Raw genomic sequence first — 17,150 nt, 5'->3', positions numbered from 1 at the left:
TCTTCTAAAAGCGCCCCGAGACTCTTTGAATTACTCTGCCCTGAGACAACGCTTCAGATGCATATTCGGCACTGACTCTCCGCAATACTTCGCCTGGTACAGTCTCAGTGATGTAGTGATAAACGTGTTCAAGGTTTGTATGGCCTAAAAACCACCGCAGAGTATCCAGACCGCCAAAACCACCGTTCCAAAAAAAAGTCATAGCGAAGAAACGTCTCATCTGGTGAGTGCGAATGTAATAGCGCCGTCCATCAGAGCTTAGTTGTGTTTCAAAATAATCAGAGAAGCGATTCAGTACTTTTGTCGCATCGACCAAACTCATCTCGGCCAGACCAACCTCGCGACACCGAGGTTTACTGAAAAGCCGATCTGAAACTCTAGCAGAACTAAGCAATGATAAATTTAGATGCAGATCTTTTAAACTCTGGATACAAAGAGCTGCGATATTAGGAATGGGGCGAAGGACTTGTTCTCGAAACTTGCCGAAATTTCGTTTTCGTAAGGCGAACTGTAAGTAATAACCATGATTTTTTTTAACCAAGCAGGTACTTGCCATAAGATCTCTTATCTCTCCTGAACGCCGGGCACTAAGAGCAGCAAGTATTATCCAGATAGCTCCATATAGCACCTCGATTAACTGAAGCAACCCTTCATTCGTCCTAAAGCGTTTAAAGAAAATAACACTTCCTCCACCCCGCTCCCTGCCACGAAAATCTGCCGAGAGATCCCAGACCTTTACTCCAATATCACTCAGCTTTTGGGGGATGAGCCGTTCTATATCAGTCGAACTTAAATCCGTGAGCGTACACTCGCGTGAATCAGCCTCTTGTGCCAATACAACATAGCCGTCGATGAGTAATTGGCCCACATCAAAATAGAACTCAACTGCATTCCTAAATGATGACAATATGACTTCCTGAGGCAAAGATCGATAGCGTCCTTTAGTTTTCATCTCCAACTGCCGAATAAAAGCTTTGTTATTCAGAGCTGAAAGCGAGTGATGACTAATATGGTCCAGCCCATTAAGCTTGAGAAACTCCATTCGCTTCAATCCTTGCAGGTAAGTATCAATCCCATTTTCAGAAGGCAGTGGATCGTCAATAAGAACCATAGACGAAACCATGGGGTATTCCCGAAAAGTTTTCTCAGATGGGCTGAAGTGCAGTTCGTCCAAGGACAGACCTCTAAATTTAGGTGTTACTAAAGTTCGCTCATGGTAAATCTCAGAATAAATGCTATTCGGAGAAACCTGGTGCATAAAAAATGAATGCCCATCACTACCCGCTTTAATCTGTACGCGCTTATAGTTTCCATTAATCCACAGGAAAATCCGTGCTGTAATAATCTCCGATTTACACAAACCAAGACTGTACTCATCTGAATTATCCAAAAAAGCGATACCAGGGACCTTAGATATAACGCTCTTTATCTGTTGTTCTGTGACTTGATGGATCTTAAGGCGAAGGAAATCCCGAGTTCTTCACGAGCTGCATAAATGTTATTCTTCAGATATTGGCTACTAGCCAACACTGCCATGAACTCAGTTATGTTATGAGGCGTTATTAATTTGAATCCATGAGATGCTAATGAAAGCGCTCGGCTCGCAGTAGGAAGTAGTCGATAATACCGATAGTTGTATAAACTCTGCGCTCTATTGTGCTTGGGGAAAGCTGGATACCTCTAGCCGTCAGCGAATGGGAGGAAAGGCATAAGTAAGATTTTATGGACTCTAGGAGACCCCGATGTTTTGGATGTGTGAGTAATAAACCATCATCCAGCCTAACTCTGAAATCAATAACAGTATCTCTCTTGCCATTTCGGCCAATGTGGGTGACCCATACTGGTTCATCAAATTTTGAATTGAACCATTCAGTACTGCGGAAAAAAATCAGAGCAGGAATCAAAAGGGGCCATAATAAAGTCTAGTTCATGAGGAAATTGGTTATTATCAGACATAGACCAGACTCTCAAATTGTTGAGGGTTTGCTCCCCTTCTGGCCTTAACCAGACAGCTACGGAGGTATGGATCGGGGAAATTATGAGATTCAATATGAGACTCAACCCTTATAATGAACTCACTCCAATATATGGCTGCCCCCGAAGCACATGGGCCAGCATTTTCAACTGCCAGCCTGAGAGAGATAAGTATTCTAAGGATCTCTTCATCAAGAGAGATTATAATCTCTGAGCCGGATGCACCTAATTCTGGTTCAGCGGAATGATTAAGTGGTTCTGTTACCTCAGGGAGCGCCCGAAGAGCATATTTTTCAAGGAACTTATTAAGCTCAGTCATGCTGTCGAAATCAGTCGCTTTGAGCAAAAAATGGGAATCCCTCATAGCATAGACAATCACAGCATTTTGGAATATTCGAACCCAACGTTCTTGGAAAAATTGCATGATAGTGGGCGGCAGGTAATGATTCATAGCCACGCGTTTCGAATTACCAAGTGATTCGGCCATTTTGTCGATACTTAGTGTGTTGAGGTAAACGATAACTCCTGCCGTTGCACGTATCCTGGCGAGTGACAATGTGCTGATTAATTCCCCTAACTTAGCAGAGTGAGCTTGAACAAATTCTTTTTGCCTCAGAATCTTGGCGAAACTAATTTGGTTTGTAAAAACATAGGGCTCCTGAAAACCTTGACCACCTGCGACAATAAATAGCCGCCGCCACCCATCATCGTTTTTCTTTTTAAGGTAGTTTCTGAGAGGGGTTGTAATTTGGATAAGCAGCTCAACGACAGAGATTGCTTCCGAGCTTAATACAACCTCCTGCTGACTTCCTTTGCGATTTTTCTTTACTACAAGCACAGACCCTGAGTCGGTCGAGACAAAACCACTTCGTTTGCCATTTCGGTCGAAAAGCTCACATCCAAGCAGAGATGCGTCGGTCAGAATGGGATGCTGCGCTACGAGCCAAATAGCGATAGGAGCAATCATATATTTAGTAGGTAATACCAGCCTCTCGGCTAACGCCATTGTTGAGAAACTGCTTCCCGTAGCACCCACCAAACGGGCACGCATAGAGTGATCAATAACTATAAATCCTCTATGGCTCTCAACTATTGTTTTGATAAGGCAGTTCATCACCATGTGAGGCTGGCCGAATGATTTAGAGGATATTCGCACCTTTTGCTTTATCAATTCTCCTTTTTCGCAGGCTGATAAAACCGTGCATAACCGATAATTAATGAGATCGATTTGATTCCGAGCCCATAGAACAACTTTGTTAAAATCACCTTTAATTTTCTTGAAAAGAAGTTCAGTCGCCTCTTTGTCACTGGCTGACAGCGGAATCTGAGTCAGAAGTTTCTGGGATACAAGCGCGTTACCATCGGCATATCTATGATGGCCGATTTCGTAAAGAGGCCGGGTGAGTTTTTTGCTTCCCTCAGGCCATACATCTCCTGGCGGTGGTTGCATGAGTCTGCTGTTGATAAGAACATTTTTCGCCCAAGAAATGATTCTTATCCATTGACGCTGAAGATTTGCAAGGACTCGCCCTTTTGGCTGATTTTGGTTCCTTTTGGCGTAACTTTCAAAATGCCAGCGCTGGAAGTTCCAGAAAAACTGATAAACAAATATTGGCTCTTGAAATAGTTCTGGGCATAGTGGAGGTCTGTCCTTCGAATCTTTGTCGTACAGATACAGAAAATCATCTAGTCGAGAGACTATATTTGCGTAATTGCCATAATGACTTTGAGTTAAAGCATGTCTCCGGCTTTCTTGATAGAGGGCTGTGGTAAAATCATGTCCCAAAACGTCGAATATCGCTCTCATCTTTAATCGATATGAACCTGAATTTCGATCGACAACATGCCATCCTGCTAGCCTTGATACGCGCCGAGGATCAATATACATCTCCTCAAATTGTATAATACATTGTTTTGTTTGATCATCTGTAATGTCTGAATATACAAAAACATTGACAGGAAAAGATTCAGACAGCTTATTGAGCAACTTAAAAAAACACTGAGCAATCTTCTTTCTGCTGGAGTACTTAATCTCAGCAGATAAAAAGCTGTTTGAGTAAAGAGCTCCATAGAAAAGACGCTGAATATCCCGGAAGATGCAATTTTGAAGATCTAGAACTGTTGCTATGGGAGAATGATGGGTTATCCACAAAAAGCATTCGAAGTAAAACAAAGCGCGATTTGCACTTCGGCGTTGGGATAGAGGGAGATGGGGAAGCTGAGCTTGAATCGTCCCCAAAGCGCTACCCGATAGCGTGTTGAATTTAAAATCTTTTTCGATGTGGCCTTTAGCTATTATACCTTGAGGATAATTGTTTGAAGACACCTGACTCATCAAGATACCTCATTCTGCTTGATTTGATAGAGGGAATAACGTCAAGCACATATATGGCTACGAATTAAGTAATCACTTATGATTATTGCCACAGTTACAAAAGCAGTCGCATAGGAAACTATTGTCTTTGGTTCCATCACCAAAATCACTGATAGCCCTTATTGACACTGACATAGAAAATGCTCCTGTCATAACCAAGGATAACCGGCCTCATATTGGCTACATATTTTGGTAACCGGCAGACTTTCAGCAAATTCGTACGACGTCATCCATTCCCGCGTAGAATGAGGGCGTCTCTCGTTATAGTGTATGCGTCCGGCCTCGATTTTGCACGGTGTATCCACCGAGAACATGAACCAGTTTTCGTTCAGGCACTCCTGCCTCAATGTAAGCACACTCGCTTATGTCGTTGGATTCTCATAAAAATATAATTTACTAGTGTCGTAAGTGCTATTAAGGATATCCGGTGATCCTATGGAAAAGGCCCCGCCGGGGCCTTAGTTCGAAGTGTTGAAATAAACAAGCTCTCAGACGTGTCATCAATCCGGCTAAAAAATGGTTTCTCCTGACAGACTGCTCGACCTGATCAACGAGCTCCGCGAAATGACCAGACTCTCTGATCCGGGTGATACGTTCAGTGATCACGTCACTATCCCCAAGAAATTCTGTCAGGTCTGCTAGGTTCAGCGCACGATAGCGCCCATCCACCGAACTGGTGCCAAGATACCGGAGCTGTAGTAGTAGCCGCAGAAAAGCGCCATCATCTAGGGTCTGGCGCTTTATCCATTTCTGTAAGACTTCACTTCCGCTGATATCCCGCCATGCCCAGATGTAGGCGTTTAGCAAAGCAAAACCTCCCAGCTTGTCGGTGACCTCTGGACTGTTCAGCCGGTCTGCAAGGGCCTTTCGAATTGCGTCTACATTATCGCGTTCCATCCATGCTTCCTGCTGATTGAAGGTACGATTTCCCACAATCCCGTGCTGCCAGAGCAGATGACGAACATATTCCGCGATCCAGTACCAAGCTTGGCCGTTGTTAACCTTTTCTGTCAGAAAGACCATCATATCTTCAGGGGACTCCTGTAGCATCCGTTGGATGAGCCGATCAGCTACGCTGTAGGTATCTAGGTCATGCAGCGCAAACCATTCGTTGTCAGCCCGGTAGCGTTCCAGCATGTTATCGCCGTAGTCAAAGAAGAATGCCAGAAGACCACGACACTCTGCCGGAGTTCGGGTATCAATCAGGGGGGATGTCAGTTGGGCCAGAATGTGTTCAAACCACGTCTGAGAGGATAACTGTTTACTCTGGATATACCCGAGCAGACGTTCCGCGAGTTCCTGCTGCTTTTCAGGCTGGGCGGCGCTCCCGAAGAGTTCCCCGAAAACCTCCGGTGACAGAACATTTTGGGGGGCGGAGAAGGCAAAGTAGTAGCGCCAGTATGCCTGGCTACCCAGCCGCTTACCCGCAGTCATCATGGCACTTTGCTGTGCACCTGTCACTCCGAACAAACTGAAGGGAAGGTTTGCCAGCCCGCCTGAGATCCCCGGCACCCAGCGGCCCAAGACATAAACAGAATGCGCTTCTGCAGGAAAATACTGCTTCAAGTTAGCCTTAAGGCTGTCGGCCAGGACTTTTTGTTCATCTTCACTGACATGGCCATCTCCGGCTTCCACCACGGCCCGTTCAGACAGGTATTCCTCCACCCAGTCATAGAGGCCTGAATTCGTCGTGCGGAGCAGCTGCAGGAAGCACAAATCCGGGAAATACACATAGTCCCGCATGCTTGCATAACGAAACCTCAGGGCATTGAGGACTAGCTGCACTTCCCGGGGCGTTTTCAGCGCTGCACCATAAACATCAGCAACTTTTGCCAAGTCATCCATCACGTCAGTCCCTGGCCGCTGGTCATTCACCGTAAGGTATAACTCAGCTGCCGCATCACGAAATTCCCGACGCAACACAAAGGATTCTGGGCGTGGGAGGCCGAATGAGATCTGTACAATTTTCTGTAAATACAGGCCGCCGTCTGCGACCCCAAGCCCCTGGCTGATAGCCTGTGACAACACTGATTTGTCATAACAGAGCAAGTACCGGAAGCGGGGAAAATCAGCTACCGATTTCACCAACCGGATCACCTCCACGGCCTGAGCTGGTTCGAGGCGGTCAAGATCATCCAGCAGAACAATGAAGCTCAGATCCAGCTCTGTGATTTTCTGTGCAATCTCGGCGCGCATTTCTGCCGCGGTTTTTTCTTTTTCTTTCAGCCAGCGCGACTCTGACAGGGCTTTCAGGGCGCCACTAGTGTCGGGAACACCGGGAATAACGCTGGCCATCTGAGCGAGAGGCAACAGGTTCCTGGCGGTTGCCCGGGTGTAGTCCATTACCGTCCGGGCGGTACGGGTCAGCGCTTCATTCTGTTTGAGTTCCACCAGTTCCTCATCTGTAAGCCGACGTTCTTCTTCCGCAGCAATAAGGCCCGCGACCGGCAGCAGTAAAGATGCAACCAGAGGGGTATCACTGCCGTCGAGCCAGGGGGAAATATTCAGCACATAAGTTCGGTCTTCCTGCTGTTCCTCCAGCGCAATGCGCAGCAGATTGAGCAGACTAGTCTTCCCTGTTCCCCAGGCTCCTTCGATACCGATCACTGCACTACCTTCCCGGCCTATCCCCTGAATGGCGAGTGCTAGCTGGGTGGCAATGTGTGTGAAACCATATCGGTCTTCGTCCTTATGGCAGACGGCGCGATCTGGATGTTGCCGCTTCTGTTTTTCTTCCGGTGAGAGCATCATGATCACAGAGCTCCGTATCCGTATAGGCCACGCAGGCTGTTCAGAGCGTCGAGCTCAACCAGCGCGTTCACGGAGGTGCTTTCGTGGCGGGTGCGGATTTTCAGCACCTCAATGAGTTTTTTGTAAATGCACAGAGTCAATTGGCTCAGCATGGTCTCTCCTTCAGAAAATATTCACTCTGTGAAGAAATGAATATTGAGTGTATGTGTCTGAGATGAAGTTAATCAGAAATATTTAATTCAGTTAAATAAATGATATGGTGTCATTTTCAATGATGTGAGACAACGACACTCTTCTTTGTTACACTAAGTTCCAATTTCTATGACTTTCGGATCCTCTTATCAATTCCACACATCGCCGCGACGCGTAGACACGAAAAGATAGCGGTAAGGACAAATTAGCGTATAATAGCCGAGTTATGATAGGTGGCACACGCACTTTCAATCCCGGAGGCTATCATTATGGGAATATTTAATCCGCCTCACCCTGGCGGTCTAATTACTGAATATATTGAAGATAATAATATATGTTTGCTCTGTCTAGCTAGAGAACTGGATCTATCGATAAATGTACTCAATAAAGTAGTCTCAGGTAAGATTTCCATTAATTCTGAAATAGCTTTTCGCCTAGAAGTGGGGCTGGGAATCGCAGCACCTTTGTGGTTATCAATGCAGGCCGCCCACGATAGTTGGCAGCAATAATGAAAATTGTCGCTTGAGAGAATAAAGTCTATCGATCAGTTATCGTTAAGTGCTTCAAACAGTGCCGAGTTGCACACAGGCAGACGTTGCTTTCCCTTACGGCGATAATTTAGTTTTAACAGGCAGTAAACTCGCTTATGATTCCATGTATGACACTGTCTGCATAGCACCTGAATTAGTTTATTAAGCCCATAACGAGGATGGCGCTCAACTACGATGGGACCGCCGGTTCATCACGTCCGTTATCTGGACGATAAAAATATACTAGCCCGCTCAGCGACAACGCCCTACATACCTAGCTTACACTCATCGAGCATATCTCTTTCAGATAATTGACGAGTTCACACTTTATCGCTGGTTTTAAAACTTTTTTCGATAACATCTTTTAACGCGCAACTTTCCAGACGACGGATTCTCATCCGCAAGGTTTTTTTAATATCAGTCGCTTCCATCCTGCCATAATTTTCTTTCCAGCTATAATAGCTGGCTTCAGATATGGTGGCCTCACAACACACACCTGACGGTACGTCCAACTTAAACGGAGTTGAGGGCTGCTATTATTTAGTGTTAAGTCATTCGGGTCTTACGCATGGTGCTCTCCTCCTGGGACATAATCAGTATGTTGCAAAATCTCTAAAAGTAAGTGATCCGGTTTATCGGCATGCTTACAGACATGCCTTAATGTTTATGGCTTCATTTAGCCTGGTTTCAAGCTTTGATAATTGTCAGCATAAAAATCCATTTAACTCATTCTAATAAATAAAATATCATAATGATTTATTGAGATTTTTTAATACTTAGATGCATATTGACAATAATAATCAGATGGGAAAAGTGCCGGTGAGGGGAATCCCATTACAGGCCTCCGTTAGGGTTGTAGACCATGAATGTTCTGGCTTCACCCTCTTCAGTGGAGATGTCTTTAAACGTGGTCACAGACATCTCTATCCACTCGTTAGCCTTCTTCAAATCCCAATGCCAGTTGAGCTTCTCCAGCTCTTTGACAAACTCCTCCGTTGTCACTGTTCGCTTTCCGTTAGCCGCAATCCTGATTGCATTGTAAAAAGCCATCCTGATGTCATCGTAACGCGGCATGATATTACCCTCTCATAAAAATACTGTATGCATACACAGTATAAATTGATTGGGAGAATGATCAACTGTTGAGCTATTCCGGCTTTGGTGCTGCGGCTATCATCGCGGCCCAGCACAACTTAGCCCTGTGCGCCGCCTGCTGGCATCCGCTCATGGCTTCGTATGCTTCCCACTCTTTCTCATCGCTAAAGCTTTCATCCGGCCTGGACTCGAAACCGTTGATGATCATATCCTCTGTCGGCTCAACCGGCACCATCACCCACCCCTCAGGCACAGCAGGCGCTGCCCAATCAACACCTATCCAAACAGGCAACTGCGGCGCGGCGTAGAGTGGGTGAGCATCCATTAACCTCTCAGCATGTCGCGGTTCATAGCACATGCCGTGGCGTGGACCATCTGTATAACCGAAAGGCTCTTTCCCCGCTTCCCGCAATGCGAGTAGCTCGCGGGCCATCGAGACTATTTCATCGCTGACGTTGCACATGCGCTTATCGTTGGCATATTCAGCCAGGCGATCATTGCTCAGGTTATTCATAAAGCCTCCTGCTGATAGCGTTCGAACCAGAAAACCACCGGCTTGTTGATGATTTCAACTAGACCGAATCTTTCCGCTGTTCTGAAATTAACTGATGTCCTCAAACCACGCTCGGCCTGCAATTGAACCTGATTTCTGAACTCTTCAATGTCGAAAACTGACTTGAACAGATTGCATGGGGCGCATGCCGGGTTCATGTTTTCCAGGGTGTCATGTTGAGGCCTGAACGATTCACCAGTTTGCTTCAGCTTCCATTGGCCTTTACTTCTCGCCACCTCATCAATTTCAAGCTTTCTGTGAATTGGCTCAGCATGGTCGGCATGCCAGCCCTTTTCCGGCAGCGCGCACCCACAGTAAGCACAGCGACCGCCGAATTTCATGCGCAGTTCTGCGCGTTGCGTTTTTGTCAGTGCCATCTACTTAGCCTCCCGCTGGTTTTCTTTCTCCGCTATACGAGCAGCTTCACTGAAATCCCAATCAATACGATGGGCGATATTCATAGCCGCACGTGCGGAGCGCTCCACCATCATGTCCAGCTCCTGGATGGTTAGCGCCATATCAGGATTGCGAGCCAGTATTTCAGCGCGCAGAATCTGCCAGTTGTTGCATGCTTCAAGCTGGGCAGGCGTTACTGTTAATTTCACTGTTCACCCTCCACGGTGCTTACGGTGCCGCCAGCGGCGCGGATTGCTTCGATAACATCATCAGCTTTCATGTATTCGCCGTCTGGGTCGCTGTGTAAGTACCAGTCGTCGGGGCCATCTGCACCAGGCTGTAAGCGATTTGGCAGCTTCACCGCTAACGGGCTGGCCTCCAGTTCTGCTATGCGCTTACGAGCAGCATCAAGCTCGGCGATATCCTTCTCACGCTCCGATATATTCTGCTTCGCCAGCCGACGCCATGAGGTGATGTGTTTTGCCGCCTCCTGATGGCCTTTCTCCAGTTGTTCGATACGGTCCTGTTGCTGGTTGATGTGGTCGTCCTGCGCAGCATTGGCACGTTGTGACTGCTCCAGCGCCGCTATCAGCGTCAAGATACTTTCGGGGTTGGCCTCCAGTGCAAAAGTTGCGTTGTCCATATCCAGAAAGTCGCCAAATGTTCCTTCGCTGCAATTTAATGAATACCCTGTATGGTCAATGCTATATGGCCCCGGCGTTGCTTTCTCCGCTGCCGCTTTCACCTCGGCAATCAGCGCTTCGAGTTGTTTAGTCATTTGGCCTCCCGGCGTTTTTTCAGCGCTTCTTTGTAGCTGGCCTTTGCCGCTTTCTTTGTCGGCTTCCACTCACCGCAAATGTCGTAATACGAATCCCAGTAGCAGCGCGAACGGCGTACCATGCGGTACTCCCATTTATACCGGTCAACTTCGCGGTCTTCGTATACCGGCAATTCAATCCCCAGCCATTCTGCAAACGAGTGGCCATAATCAGCGTGCAGATATTCGCCATATCGCGTACGTTTCTTTGGCTCGGGCAGCGCGGCAATGGCCACTGCTTTTCCTGCGTCTGTCACCTGGTAAATCACATCACCGCATGACCAGGCGGGCGCCGGGCTGGCGTATGCCATTCCAGCCCCGACAAGCTGCTGCCATGCTTTGTTGTCAGGATGGTCGCCGCTGGCGAGGAAGTAATTTCGGTACGGCTCGCGGTTGCGTTCACTGATGCCCAGGGCGTGCTGCATGAGTTCGATATTGCTCATTTGCCTTGCTCCTTGCGCAGTTTCTCTGCGAACTCACCGCCAGCATCAATTGCGCCAGTAATAACCGCTATTTCATCGCCGACGAAATCGCCTTCATCAACGTGCTTTTGTAGTGCTGAAACAAACATCTCAGCGCCCTCGGCGCGTATCTCTGCCAGCGAGGCTTCGGTGGCCGGGGTTTCGGCTTTGATGACTTCCAGCGCACGAGCGGCGCTGATGCTGTCTTTCTGCTGCTCTACAGCCCATGCTTCGATTTCAGCAAACTCGCTGAGCTTCGGCACTTCAATGCCGGGCCCGGCTACGGTGTTTTGAAGCCACTCGATGGCGTCATGCTCCCGACCTGCACCGAAGTGCATCAGTGCGGCATGAATGCCGACCCAGTATTTATTCAGCACCCAGGCGTTTGATAGTTCGCTCGCGGCCTTCGGAAGCAGGTATGCATTCTCCGCCGCCAGCCCCTGCACCTGCGCCGCCAGGTCCGTCACCGTGTCTTCGTAGGCTGCCAACTTGCGCTGGGGTTCCTCGTAGTCTGAGAGCGCAACATAACATTGCATTGGGCTAACGCTGTCTTTTGTGTATATTTTTACTGTCATTTCCCGCTCCTTATCTTTCTTTGCTCGCTAAGGAATGCATCGATGTGGCGGTTGTTGTCCGGGCTGGGGAAGCTTTTTCTATCTAAAACCGACTGACGGCCTTCTTCGATGGATTTTCTAAACTTCGAATATGCAGCGGTATCCGCCGCCATGAAGTCGGGATTGAATTGATGGCTAAACATGCTCACGCTCCACGTATTCAGAGATTTGTTTGCTGACTGTCTGACTGAGGTTTTCGATATGCAGAACCAGCGCTTGAAGCGACTGAGCTTCTGATGTGAGGATTTCGCGGTGGCAAATCTCTTTCACCAGGTGTTCAAATTTGGAGTAGTAACGAGCTGAACTGAGACCTTCCTTGCCAGCGTTGTCGCCTTTCTCGATGATTACCTTCTCGCGCAAAACGAGGTCGTGAGCAGTCCCGGTAATGATGTATTTACCGATTTCAATGTGAAGCTTCATGATGTTTTCCTTAGTCGCTAATGCGAGCGCCAAAACGCCCGTAGCGGACGCGTTCACGGTCGTCGATGTATTCAGGTGGAAGGTGAGGGCCGATGGTTTCCCATTTCGGATAAAACGATGTGTAGTAGCGGATTTCGCCGTCTGTCAGAGCATCTGCTTGTCGCTCCATGCGCCGCTGTTTCGTCTCTGGCTCAATTTCTCCGGCTTGTGACATTTCCCAATATCTGGCGAAGTTAGCCATCACCTCTTCTTTGGTTCTGGCAGTGCACAGGCGAGGGTTATCCGCCCCGGTGGTGAGAGGTGATGGCATGTTCGTGTCCTTTTTAGTTTCTTCGGAGGCTAATACCTTCGCGCCAGGCCATCTTTCGAACTGACTCGTATGACCTGCCAAGGTGTTTTGCTATGAGCTTGGTGTGGGTATTGCCAGCCATTGTTGCCAGCTGCTTAATCTCGGAGACTTTCCAGCTTCTGCCGAGAGTTAGTTGGTTGCCGCGGCGCTTCATTAAATCCATCATGCCGCCTCGCTGGACTGCTGAAGCTCCGACTTCCTTGCCTCATAGACTTCCTGCGCCTTCGCTTGCTCTTCAGTACCTCTAAGCGTTCTGAATGCCTCCGCCCAGGATGACTTTAGTTGCTCAAACGATTTCGCTGATTCTGCTGATGAAACGAAGTGCGCGAGGTCTATCTCAGCTTTTGTTCTTCCATCGTTTAGCCATTCGACAAGCCTGCTTCCCACGGTTTCGTCAATAACGGTGTAATCTGCACTGGAAAAAAGACCGGTCCTGTCCTTGGATGCTGTAGCGGCATGTGTTTCATGGTTGATATCAAGGACGGTTGTGAACTCGTACTCAACGCCGTCTCGCTGCTCGCTTTTCATGCCCAACTTAACAACCTTGCGGCTTCCTTCCTGTTGAGCTGTTTCCGTCTTGCTTCTCATGGTGGCAACTACGTGACAGTTAACTCGAAGGATGGCATCAAGAAAATTTCTGTGCCGGGGTGTCATTTCGCTCCATGCTGCGTGGGAGTTATTTTTGAATTTCGTCTTGGCGATCATGTCCAACTCGTCAAGGCATCCGCCAACTCCACCCCATTCGTGAGTAATTGAGTCGATTATCAGGTTGTCATAACCAGCAGCTTCTGCCGCTTCAATGGCTGCAATAAATCTTTCCGGGCTAAACGGAGGGTCAAGCTCAAGAACATCAAAATCAAACTCATTTGAGTACAGAGAGGCACTACCTTTTTCGGTATCAATAACCGCCGTCCGTCCCCCCATGCTTTTACAAATAACGAGTGCGCTAAAGGTTTTTCCAGCTCCACTTGGCCCGGTAAGTGCCAGCCGTAGCTTGGCTTTCTTTCTCATGGCTTTTTCGAATTTCATCGTCGTTACCCTTTGAGGTAGTGTTTAATGGTGAACCGCATGTCATCTGACATGTCAGTAATATTCAGTGCTGCCCATCTGAGCCAGCCAGGGTCTGACTTGGCTACTTCTTCGTAAGTTTTTCCGCGATGCTTACCCATGTGAACGGTGCGAAGTAAAACTGGCTGGTTTGATATTTCCAGCATCTGCTCGGTAGACCATCCTGAATCTTGGAGTATTTTCTGAAGCAGGCCTGCCGTTACGTAACAGTCATAAAGCGCTCGGTGAGCGTGGAGGTTTTCAGGAACCCAAGGTTTAATGTTCAGCGCGTAGCGAAGGAACTGATTTGAATGGCTTTCCAATTCAGGCCACAGACGCGCCGCCAGCTTTCTTGTGCAAATCCATTCGCACTCCATATCAGGCAAAACACCTTTATCGAATGGGGCGTTATGCGCGACCAGATAATCAGCGCCTTTGTAGCGGCCTACCACTTCCTCAATAGGTGGCATGCCTGCCACCATATCCTCTGTGATGTGATGAATTGCCATGGCCCCGTACCCGATAGGGCGGTCAGGCTTAACAAAGTTGCTTAGCGGGTTTTGAATCTCACCTGAGACAACATCAACGCTGGCAATCTCTACAATGCCGCCATCAAATCCGCACGTTTCCGTATCAATCACTCGAAAAATGGTCATTAGTTAAAGTCCCCTGAAAATTCTGACCAGCTGATTTGCTCGTTACCGCGCTCGGCGGCGAGGTTGATTTGCTGCTCGATAGACTCCTGAAGCTCGCCTGATAACAGTGCGATAAAGTCTTTGTCTTCCTGATCATGCTGCATGGTTCTTGCTCCAGTCCTTGTCCTGTGTTTTGTGCCAGCCAAGAGCTATAACGCCAGCCCATTTAAACGCCGCGCTTTGCCCCTCCTTTGTGTCTGGAAAGCTGTTTTCGTACACCTTGCCAAAGTCACGATTTGCCTGGGTTACGTAGATAGTTCCGTTAACAGGTACGATTGTCATGATTACGGCTCTCCGCGCTGGTTAAGGGTGTCTTTAAGCCACTTCCCGATATTGCGGAGTTGGCGGGTTAATCTTTCAAGCTGGCTTTCGTTTTGCTGGATAGCGCCCACGGCGACGCTGCCCGCGAATTGGTAAATCATCGTGGGAACTCCTGTTTAGTTGTGTTCATTAATCAGCGACTGCGCTCATGAATAAACGCGAATAAAAAAGCCGCACTAGGCGGCTATTTGATATCCTGCATGTATCCAGTACCGTTACAGCATGAGCACTGCTCAATTGGTGAGTGAATGGTTTCCATGAGAGTTGACAGGAAGCTGTCAATCAGCTCTTTAAGTTCCCACTCGTTATCTGCTTTAAACCCCTTGATTGGTGTATATCCCTTGTAGTTCTCTCGGTCATGCGTCATTTGGAATATCTCAATTTCCTTTGACGTATCCGTTTTAAAATGCAATTTAGCCCGCTGTTTCTTCGTTCTGGCAAATATGTCCTGATATGAGTACGTGTGCGGCTTGAGCAGCGGGATTATTTTCTTAACAGTGAAACAGAAGTCGTAATCACTAGTTATCCTTGCAAAGCCACTTTGGATATTGTCCTTAACATGCTGGCGAACGAGATCAAACATTTCCTTGGATGATATTTCGCAGGCACTATTGGCTCTTAATGGCTCAGGAAGGATGATGCAGTCAATAAGTGAGTGCTTAATGTTTTGATTTGAAATGGTGTATTTTTCATCACTGAACTGTACGCGCCTGATTCCTGGGTAGCTAAACTCAGGGGCATCACGGTAGTTATCTACCTCGCAGATAAGGTCTAGCCCACACTCGACCTCTTGAAGGTAATCAGGAACATCGTCTGACTTGAGCGTGTATAGCGAATGCAGCAGGTCTTCATCGATAGAATCCCTGTCATCATATGAGACGATAAGCGGGTATTTTTCACTGCTTAAATCAGCATCCTTCAATTCATAGCGTCGATTTGTTTTCTGTCCGGTAATCAGGCGCTCTATTTTTTCAGGGTAAGAAGGTATCTCGTACCAATTTTTATGGAAGGTAGGTTTTGCAGCCAATCCATCAAATATTAGACCCTCGATAGACGAATTGTGGTAATTGTAATGGTATCCACTGCTTGCTTTGCAGTCAGTGATAAAGCACTTTCCCGCATCTGTTTTAATGATGCTTATCTGCAATTTCTTATCCATACTTTTCTCCAGTTAAAAAGAAGCCCGCACAGTGGCGGGCAAACAATGACAACGAGGGTGAATCAGTCATCAGCTCTCAGTGAAAGCTGATGCGGAGGTTACTCGAATGTCACATCAAGAATTTCTTGCTTGTCTGCGTCGCAGATAGCGACATAACCATCAGCAAGCATGGCGATTAGCCATTCGATAGTTACGTTTCGGTAATTGGCCATATCCTCATCCTATATTTAGTTGTGCGCCGAACGGGCTTTGATCATTGCGTCAGCCATTTCATAAGCCTCTTTGGCAAGATGCTCATCGCTGTATAGCTTGTCCGGGTTGGCGCAAACGCCTTGCATGAACTTCGCGGCGAAAAAATCCCTCAGTGTCATGCCTTCTTCCTGATACTGCAGCACATTGTTTTGCCCGTCATATTCCCATTGCTGGCGTGGGAAAGCCTGTCCACCTGTTTCCATCTCTCACCTCTGTTAGCTGTATCCAATAGGATTTACTGCAACCAGAACACCATCTGCGAAAAGGTCTTTAATCACATGCTCGCACGGCTCCCCTTTTTCGTATTCTTCTACCAAATAAGTGTCGCCGTCTTCATTCAGATAGACGGGATGGATGCTGCCGTCGATAAAATACGTACCGTTGGCGTCAAGGATTTTTGCCTCTGCAATCTGCTTTGCCATCTCTCACCTCTGTTAAACCGTATGTAATAAAAAAGGCCGCCTTAGCGACCTAGTCATCATCTTCGCAAGTGTTAGTCAGTGATTTAAATGCTTCGAATGCGCTATTTTGTCCTTCAAACTTCTTTCCGAACACATCCGCTTGCTCTTGAGTAAATGATTCCAGTGCATTGCTCATTGCCTCTTCATTCTCACCAAATCCGAGATTCAAAGACATTTCAGCGCCATCGAACATTGTTGAAATGCATAGTGCGCATTCTCCATCGCTGTTTTCTCCTTTACGAACCAAAATCTGGCGACCGTGACTTTCAAATAACTTTGCAAAACGCTCCATCTATAACTCCTGTTCTTAGCAATAAAAAACCACCCGAAGGTGGCGTTAATGTTTATCTGGCCGTTACCGTTAATGTCTTTCTATGCCCAGCCCGATAGAGCTGAAAGAGTCAGAGGCTATTGACCTCGTATCCGCATTCCTTGAGCCATGAAATAACTGCATCTTCACCAATCGCATCGAGCAAATCGTCAGTGGAATATTCATTGATTATTTCATCAGCATTAACAGCCTCGGCAATATCCAGATCTTCGACGTCAATCTCCACATGGCGACCCCAGCCGTCGCCGAATGGGACTACGCCGTTTAGTTGCTTTGCTTTTAATGTTGCGCTAATTGCCATGCTGTAACCCTCTCAATTATTTGATGATATGAACCGCATCTTTGCGGCTTGTACGAT

The 17,150-nt window shown here is 47.4% G+C and carries 26 protein-coding genes and 1 pseudogene; 1 reads left to right on the top strand and 26 read right to left on the bottom strand.

Features of this window, described 5'->3' with window-relative positions:
- Positions 1 to 4 precede the first annotated feature (4 nt).
- From EL098_RS10525 to EL098_RS23190, 5 genes are all read right to left on the bottom strand, one after another.
- Complete coding sequence (locus tag EL098_RS10525; RefSeq protein ID WP_126356171.1) at positions 5 to 1,390, bottom strand: site-specific integrase; 1,386 nt, start codon at positions 1,388 to 1,390, stop codon at positions 5 to 7.
- A gap of 558 nt (positions 1,391 to 1,948) precedes the next feature.
- Positions 1,949 to 4,309 carry a hypothetical protein gene (locus EL098_RS10520; RefSeq protein WP_126356170.1) on the bottom strand — a complete coding sequence of 787 codons (2,361 nt, stop codon included), beginning with the start codon at positions 4,307 to 4,309 and terminating at the stop codon, positions 1,949 to 1,951.
- 188 nt (positions 4,310 to 4,497) lie between these two features.
- Positions 4,498 to 4,662, bottom strand: coding sequence for an integrase core domain-containing protein (locus EL098_RS10515; RefSeq protein WP_126355929.1), 165 nt, complete (start codon positions 4,660 to 4,662; stop codon positions 4,498 to 4,500).
- 100 nt (positions 4,663 to 4,762) lie between these two features.
- Entirely contained in the window at positions 4,763 to 7,099 is a 2,337-nt protein-coding gene (locus EL098_RS10510; RefSeq protein WP_126358415.1) for a KAP family P-loop NTPase fold protein, read from the bottom strand.
- Between the two features lie 2 nt (positions 7,100 to 7,101).
- The gene (locus EL098_RS23190) at positions 7,102 to 7,251 is read right to left on the bottom strand and encodes a hypothetical protein (protein ID WP_164716807.1); all 150 of its coding nucleotides are present in this window, start codon (positions 7,249 to 7,251) and stop codon (positions 7,102 to 7,104) included.
- 309 nt (positions 7,252 to 7,560) lie between these two features.
- On the opposite strand from EL098_RS23190, the gene EL098_RS10505 reads away from it, so the two are divergent.
- Complete coding sequence (locus EL098_RS10505) at positions 7,561 to 7,800, top strand: HigA family addiction module antitoxin (protein WP_126355930.1); 240 nt, start codon at positions 7,561 to 7,563, stop codon at positions 7,798 to 7,800.
- Between the two features lie 38 nt (positions 7,801 to 7,838).
- On the opposite strand, the pseudogene EL098_RS23475 reads toward EL098_RS10505, so the two are convergent.
- From EL098_RS23475 to EL098_RS10405, 21 genes and pseudogenes are all read right to left on the bottom strand, one after another.
- Positions 7,839 to 8,315: pseudogene (locus EL098_RS23475) on the bottom strand (IS3 family transposase); the annotation flags it as partial.
- Between the two features lie 340 nt (positions 8,316 to 8,655).
- Positions 8,656 to 8,895, bottom strand: coding sequence for a DNA polymerase V (locus EL098_RS10500; protein WP_126356169.1), 240 nt, complete (start codon positions 8,893 to 8,895; stop codon positions 8,656 to 8,658).
- Positions 8,896 to 8,968: 73 nt separating this feature from the next.
- Entirely contained in the window at positions 8,969 to 9,430 is a 462-nt protein-coding gene (locus EL098_RS10495) for a hypothetical protein (protein ID WP_126356168.1), read from the bottom strand.
- Positions 9,427 to 9,846: an HNH endonuclease gene (locus EL098_RS10490; RefSeq protein ID WP_126356167.1), complete on the bottom strand. Its 420-nt coding sequence runs from the start codon at positions 9,844 to 9,846 to the stop codon at positions 9,427 to 9,429. Before EL098_RS10490 ends, EL098_RS10495 begins: the two co-directional genes overlap by 4 nt.
- The gene (locus EL098_RS10485) at positions 9,847 to 10,074 is read right to left on the bottom strand and encodes a hypothetical protein (protein ID WP_126356166.1); all 228 of its coding nucleotides are present in this window, start codon (positions 10,072 to 10,074) and stop codon (positions 9,847 to 9,849) included.
- Positions 10,071 to 10,643, bottom strand: coding sequence for an ead/Ea22-like family protein (locus EL098_RS10480; RefSeq protein WP_126356165.1), 573 nt, complete (start codon positions 10,641 to 10,643; stop codon positions 10,071 to 10,073). The genes EL098_RS10485 and EL098_RS10480 overlap by 4 nt, the downstream gene beginning before the upstream one ends.
- Positions 10,640 to 11,125 carry a hypothetical protein gene (locus EL098_RS10475; RefSeq protein ID WP_126356164.1) on the bottom strand — a complete coding sequence of 162 codons (486 nt, stop codon included), beginning with the start codon at positions 11,123 to 11,125 and terminating at the stop codon, positions 10,640 to 10,642. The genes EL098_RS10480 and EL098_RS10475 overlap by 4 nt, the downstream gene beginning before the upstream one ends.
- Positions 11,122 to 11,718, bottom strand: a complete 597-nt coding sequence (locus EL098_RS10470) for a hypothetical protein (protein WP_126356163.1) — start codon at positions 11,716 to 11,718, stop codon at positions 11,122 to 11,124. Before EL098_RS10470 ends, EL098_RS10475 begins: the two co-directional genes overlap by 4 nt.
- Positions 11,715 to 11,900: a hypothetical protein gene (locus tag EL098_RS10465; RefSeq protein ID WP_126356162.1), complete on the bottom strand. Its 186-nt coding sequence runs from the start codon at positions 11,898 to 11,900 to the stop codon at positions 11,715 to 11,717. The genes EL098_RS10470 and EL098_RS10465 overlap by 4 nt, the downstream gene beginning before the upstream one ends.
- On the bottom strand, positions 11,893 to 12,177 hold the full coding sequence (locus EL098_RS10460; protein WP_126356161.1) for a hypothetical protein: 285 nt from the start codon (positions 12,175 to 12,177) through the stop codon (positions 11,893 to 11,895). The genes EL098_RS10465 and EL098_RS10460 overlap by 8 nt, the downstream gene beginning before the upstream one ends.
- Positions 12,178 to 12,187: 10 nt before the next feature.
- Positions 12,188 to 12,487 (bottom strand): hypothetical protein, encoded by a 300-nt coding sequence (locus EL098_RS10455; protein WP_126356160.1) that lies wholly within the window; start codon positions 12,485 to 12,487, stop codon positions 12,188 to 12,190.
- Between the two features lie 201 nt (positions 12,488 to 12,688).
- Positions 12,689 to 13,555 (bottom strand): ATP-binding protein, encoded by an 867-nt coding sequence (locus EL098_RS10445; RefSeq protein WP_126356159.1) that lies wholly within the window; start codon positions 13,553 to 13,555, stop codon positions 12,689 to 12,691.
- A 5-nt stretch (positions 13,556 to 13,560) separates the two neighbouring features.
- Positions 13,561 to 14,229 carry an exodeoxyribonuclease X gene (exoX, locus tag EL098_RS10440; RefSeq protein ID WP_126356158.1) on the bottom strand — a complete coding sequence of 223 codons (669 nt, stop codon included), beginning with the start codon at positions 14,227 to 14,229 and terminating at the stop codon, positions 13,561 to 13,563.
- Complete coding sequence (locus EL098_RS23185; RefSeq protein ID WP_164716816.1) at positions 14,229 to 14,372, bottom strand: hypothetical protein; 144 nt, start codon at positions 14,370 to 14,372, stop codon at positions 14,229 to 14,231. Before EL098_RS23185 ends, exoX begins: the two co-directional genes overlap by 1 nt.
- Entirely contained in the window at positions 14,362 to 14,550 is a 189-nt protein-coding gene (locus tag EL098_RS10435) for a DUF5444 family protein (RefSeq protein ID WP_126356157.1), read from the bottom strand. Before EL098_RS10435 ends, EL098_RS23185 begins: the two co-directional genes overlap by 11 nt.
- A 2-nt stretch (positions 14,551 to 14,552) precedes the next feature.
- On the bottom strand, positions 14,553 to 14,690 hold the full coding sequence (locus EL098_RS10430; RefSeq protein WP_126356156.1) for a protease FtsH-inhibitory lysogeny factor CIII: 138 nt from the start codon (positions 14,688 to 14,690) through the stop codon (positions 14,553 to 14,555).
- Between the two features lie 83 nt (positions 14,691 to 14,773).
- Positions 14,774 to 15,748, bottom strand: coding sequence for a hypothetical protein (locus tag EL098_RS10425; RefSeq protein ID WP_126356155.1), 975 nt, complete (start codon positions 15,746 to 15,748; stop codon positions 14,774 to 14,776).
- Positions 15,749 to 15,975: 227 nt separating this feature from the next.
- Positions 15,976 to 16,203, bottom strand: coding sequence for a hypothetical protein (locus EL098_RS10420; protein WP_126356154.1), 228 nt, complete (start codon positions 16,201 to 16,203; stop codon positions 15,976 to 15,978).
- Positions 16,204 to 16,215: 12 nt separating this feature from the next.
- Positions 16,216 to 16,422, bottom strand: a complete 207-nt coding sequence (locus EL098_RS10415) for a hypothetical protein (RefSeq protein WP_126356153.1) — start codon at positions 16,420 to 16,422, stop codon at positions 16,216 to 16,218.
- Between the two features lie 49 nt (positions 16,423 to 16,471).
- The gene (locus tag EL098_RS10410) at positions 16,472 to 16,753 is read right to left on the bottom strand and encodes a hypothetical protein (RefSeq protein WP_126356152.1); all 282 of its coding nucleotides are present in this window, start codon (positions 16,751 to 16,753) and stop codon (positions 16,472 to 16,474) included.
- Positions 16,754 to 16,862: 109 nt separating this feature from the next.
- Positions 16,863 to 17,093: a hypothetical protein gene (locus EL098_RS10405; protein ID WP_126356151.1), complete on the bottom strand. Its 231-nt coding sequence runs from the start codon at positions 17,091 to 17,093 to the stop codon at positions 16,863 to 16,865.
- Positions 17,094 to 17,150 lie beyond the last annotated feature (57 nt).

Origin of the sequence: Cedecea lapagei (genome assembly GCF_900635955.1) — a bacterium.
Lineage (GTDB): Bacteria > Pseudomonadota > Gammaproteobacteria > Enterobacterales > Enterobacteriaceae > Cedecea > Cedecea lapagei.
Note: the sequence above shows the minus strand (reverse complement) of the source record. Positions and strands in the feature narration are given on the sequence as shown.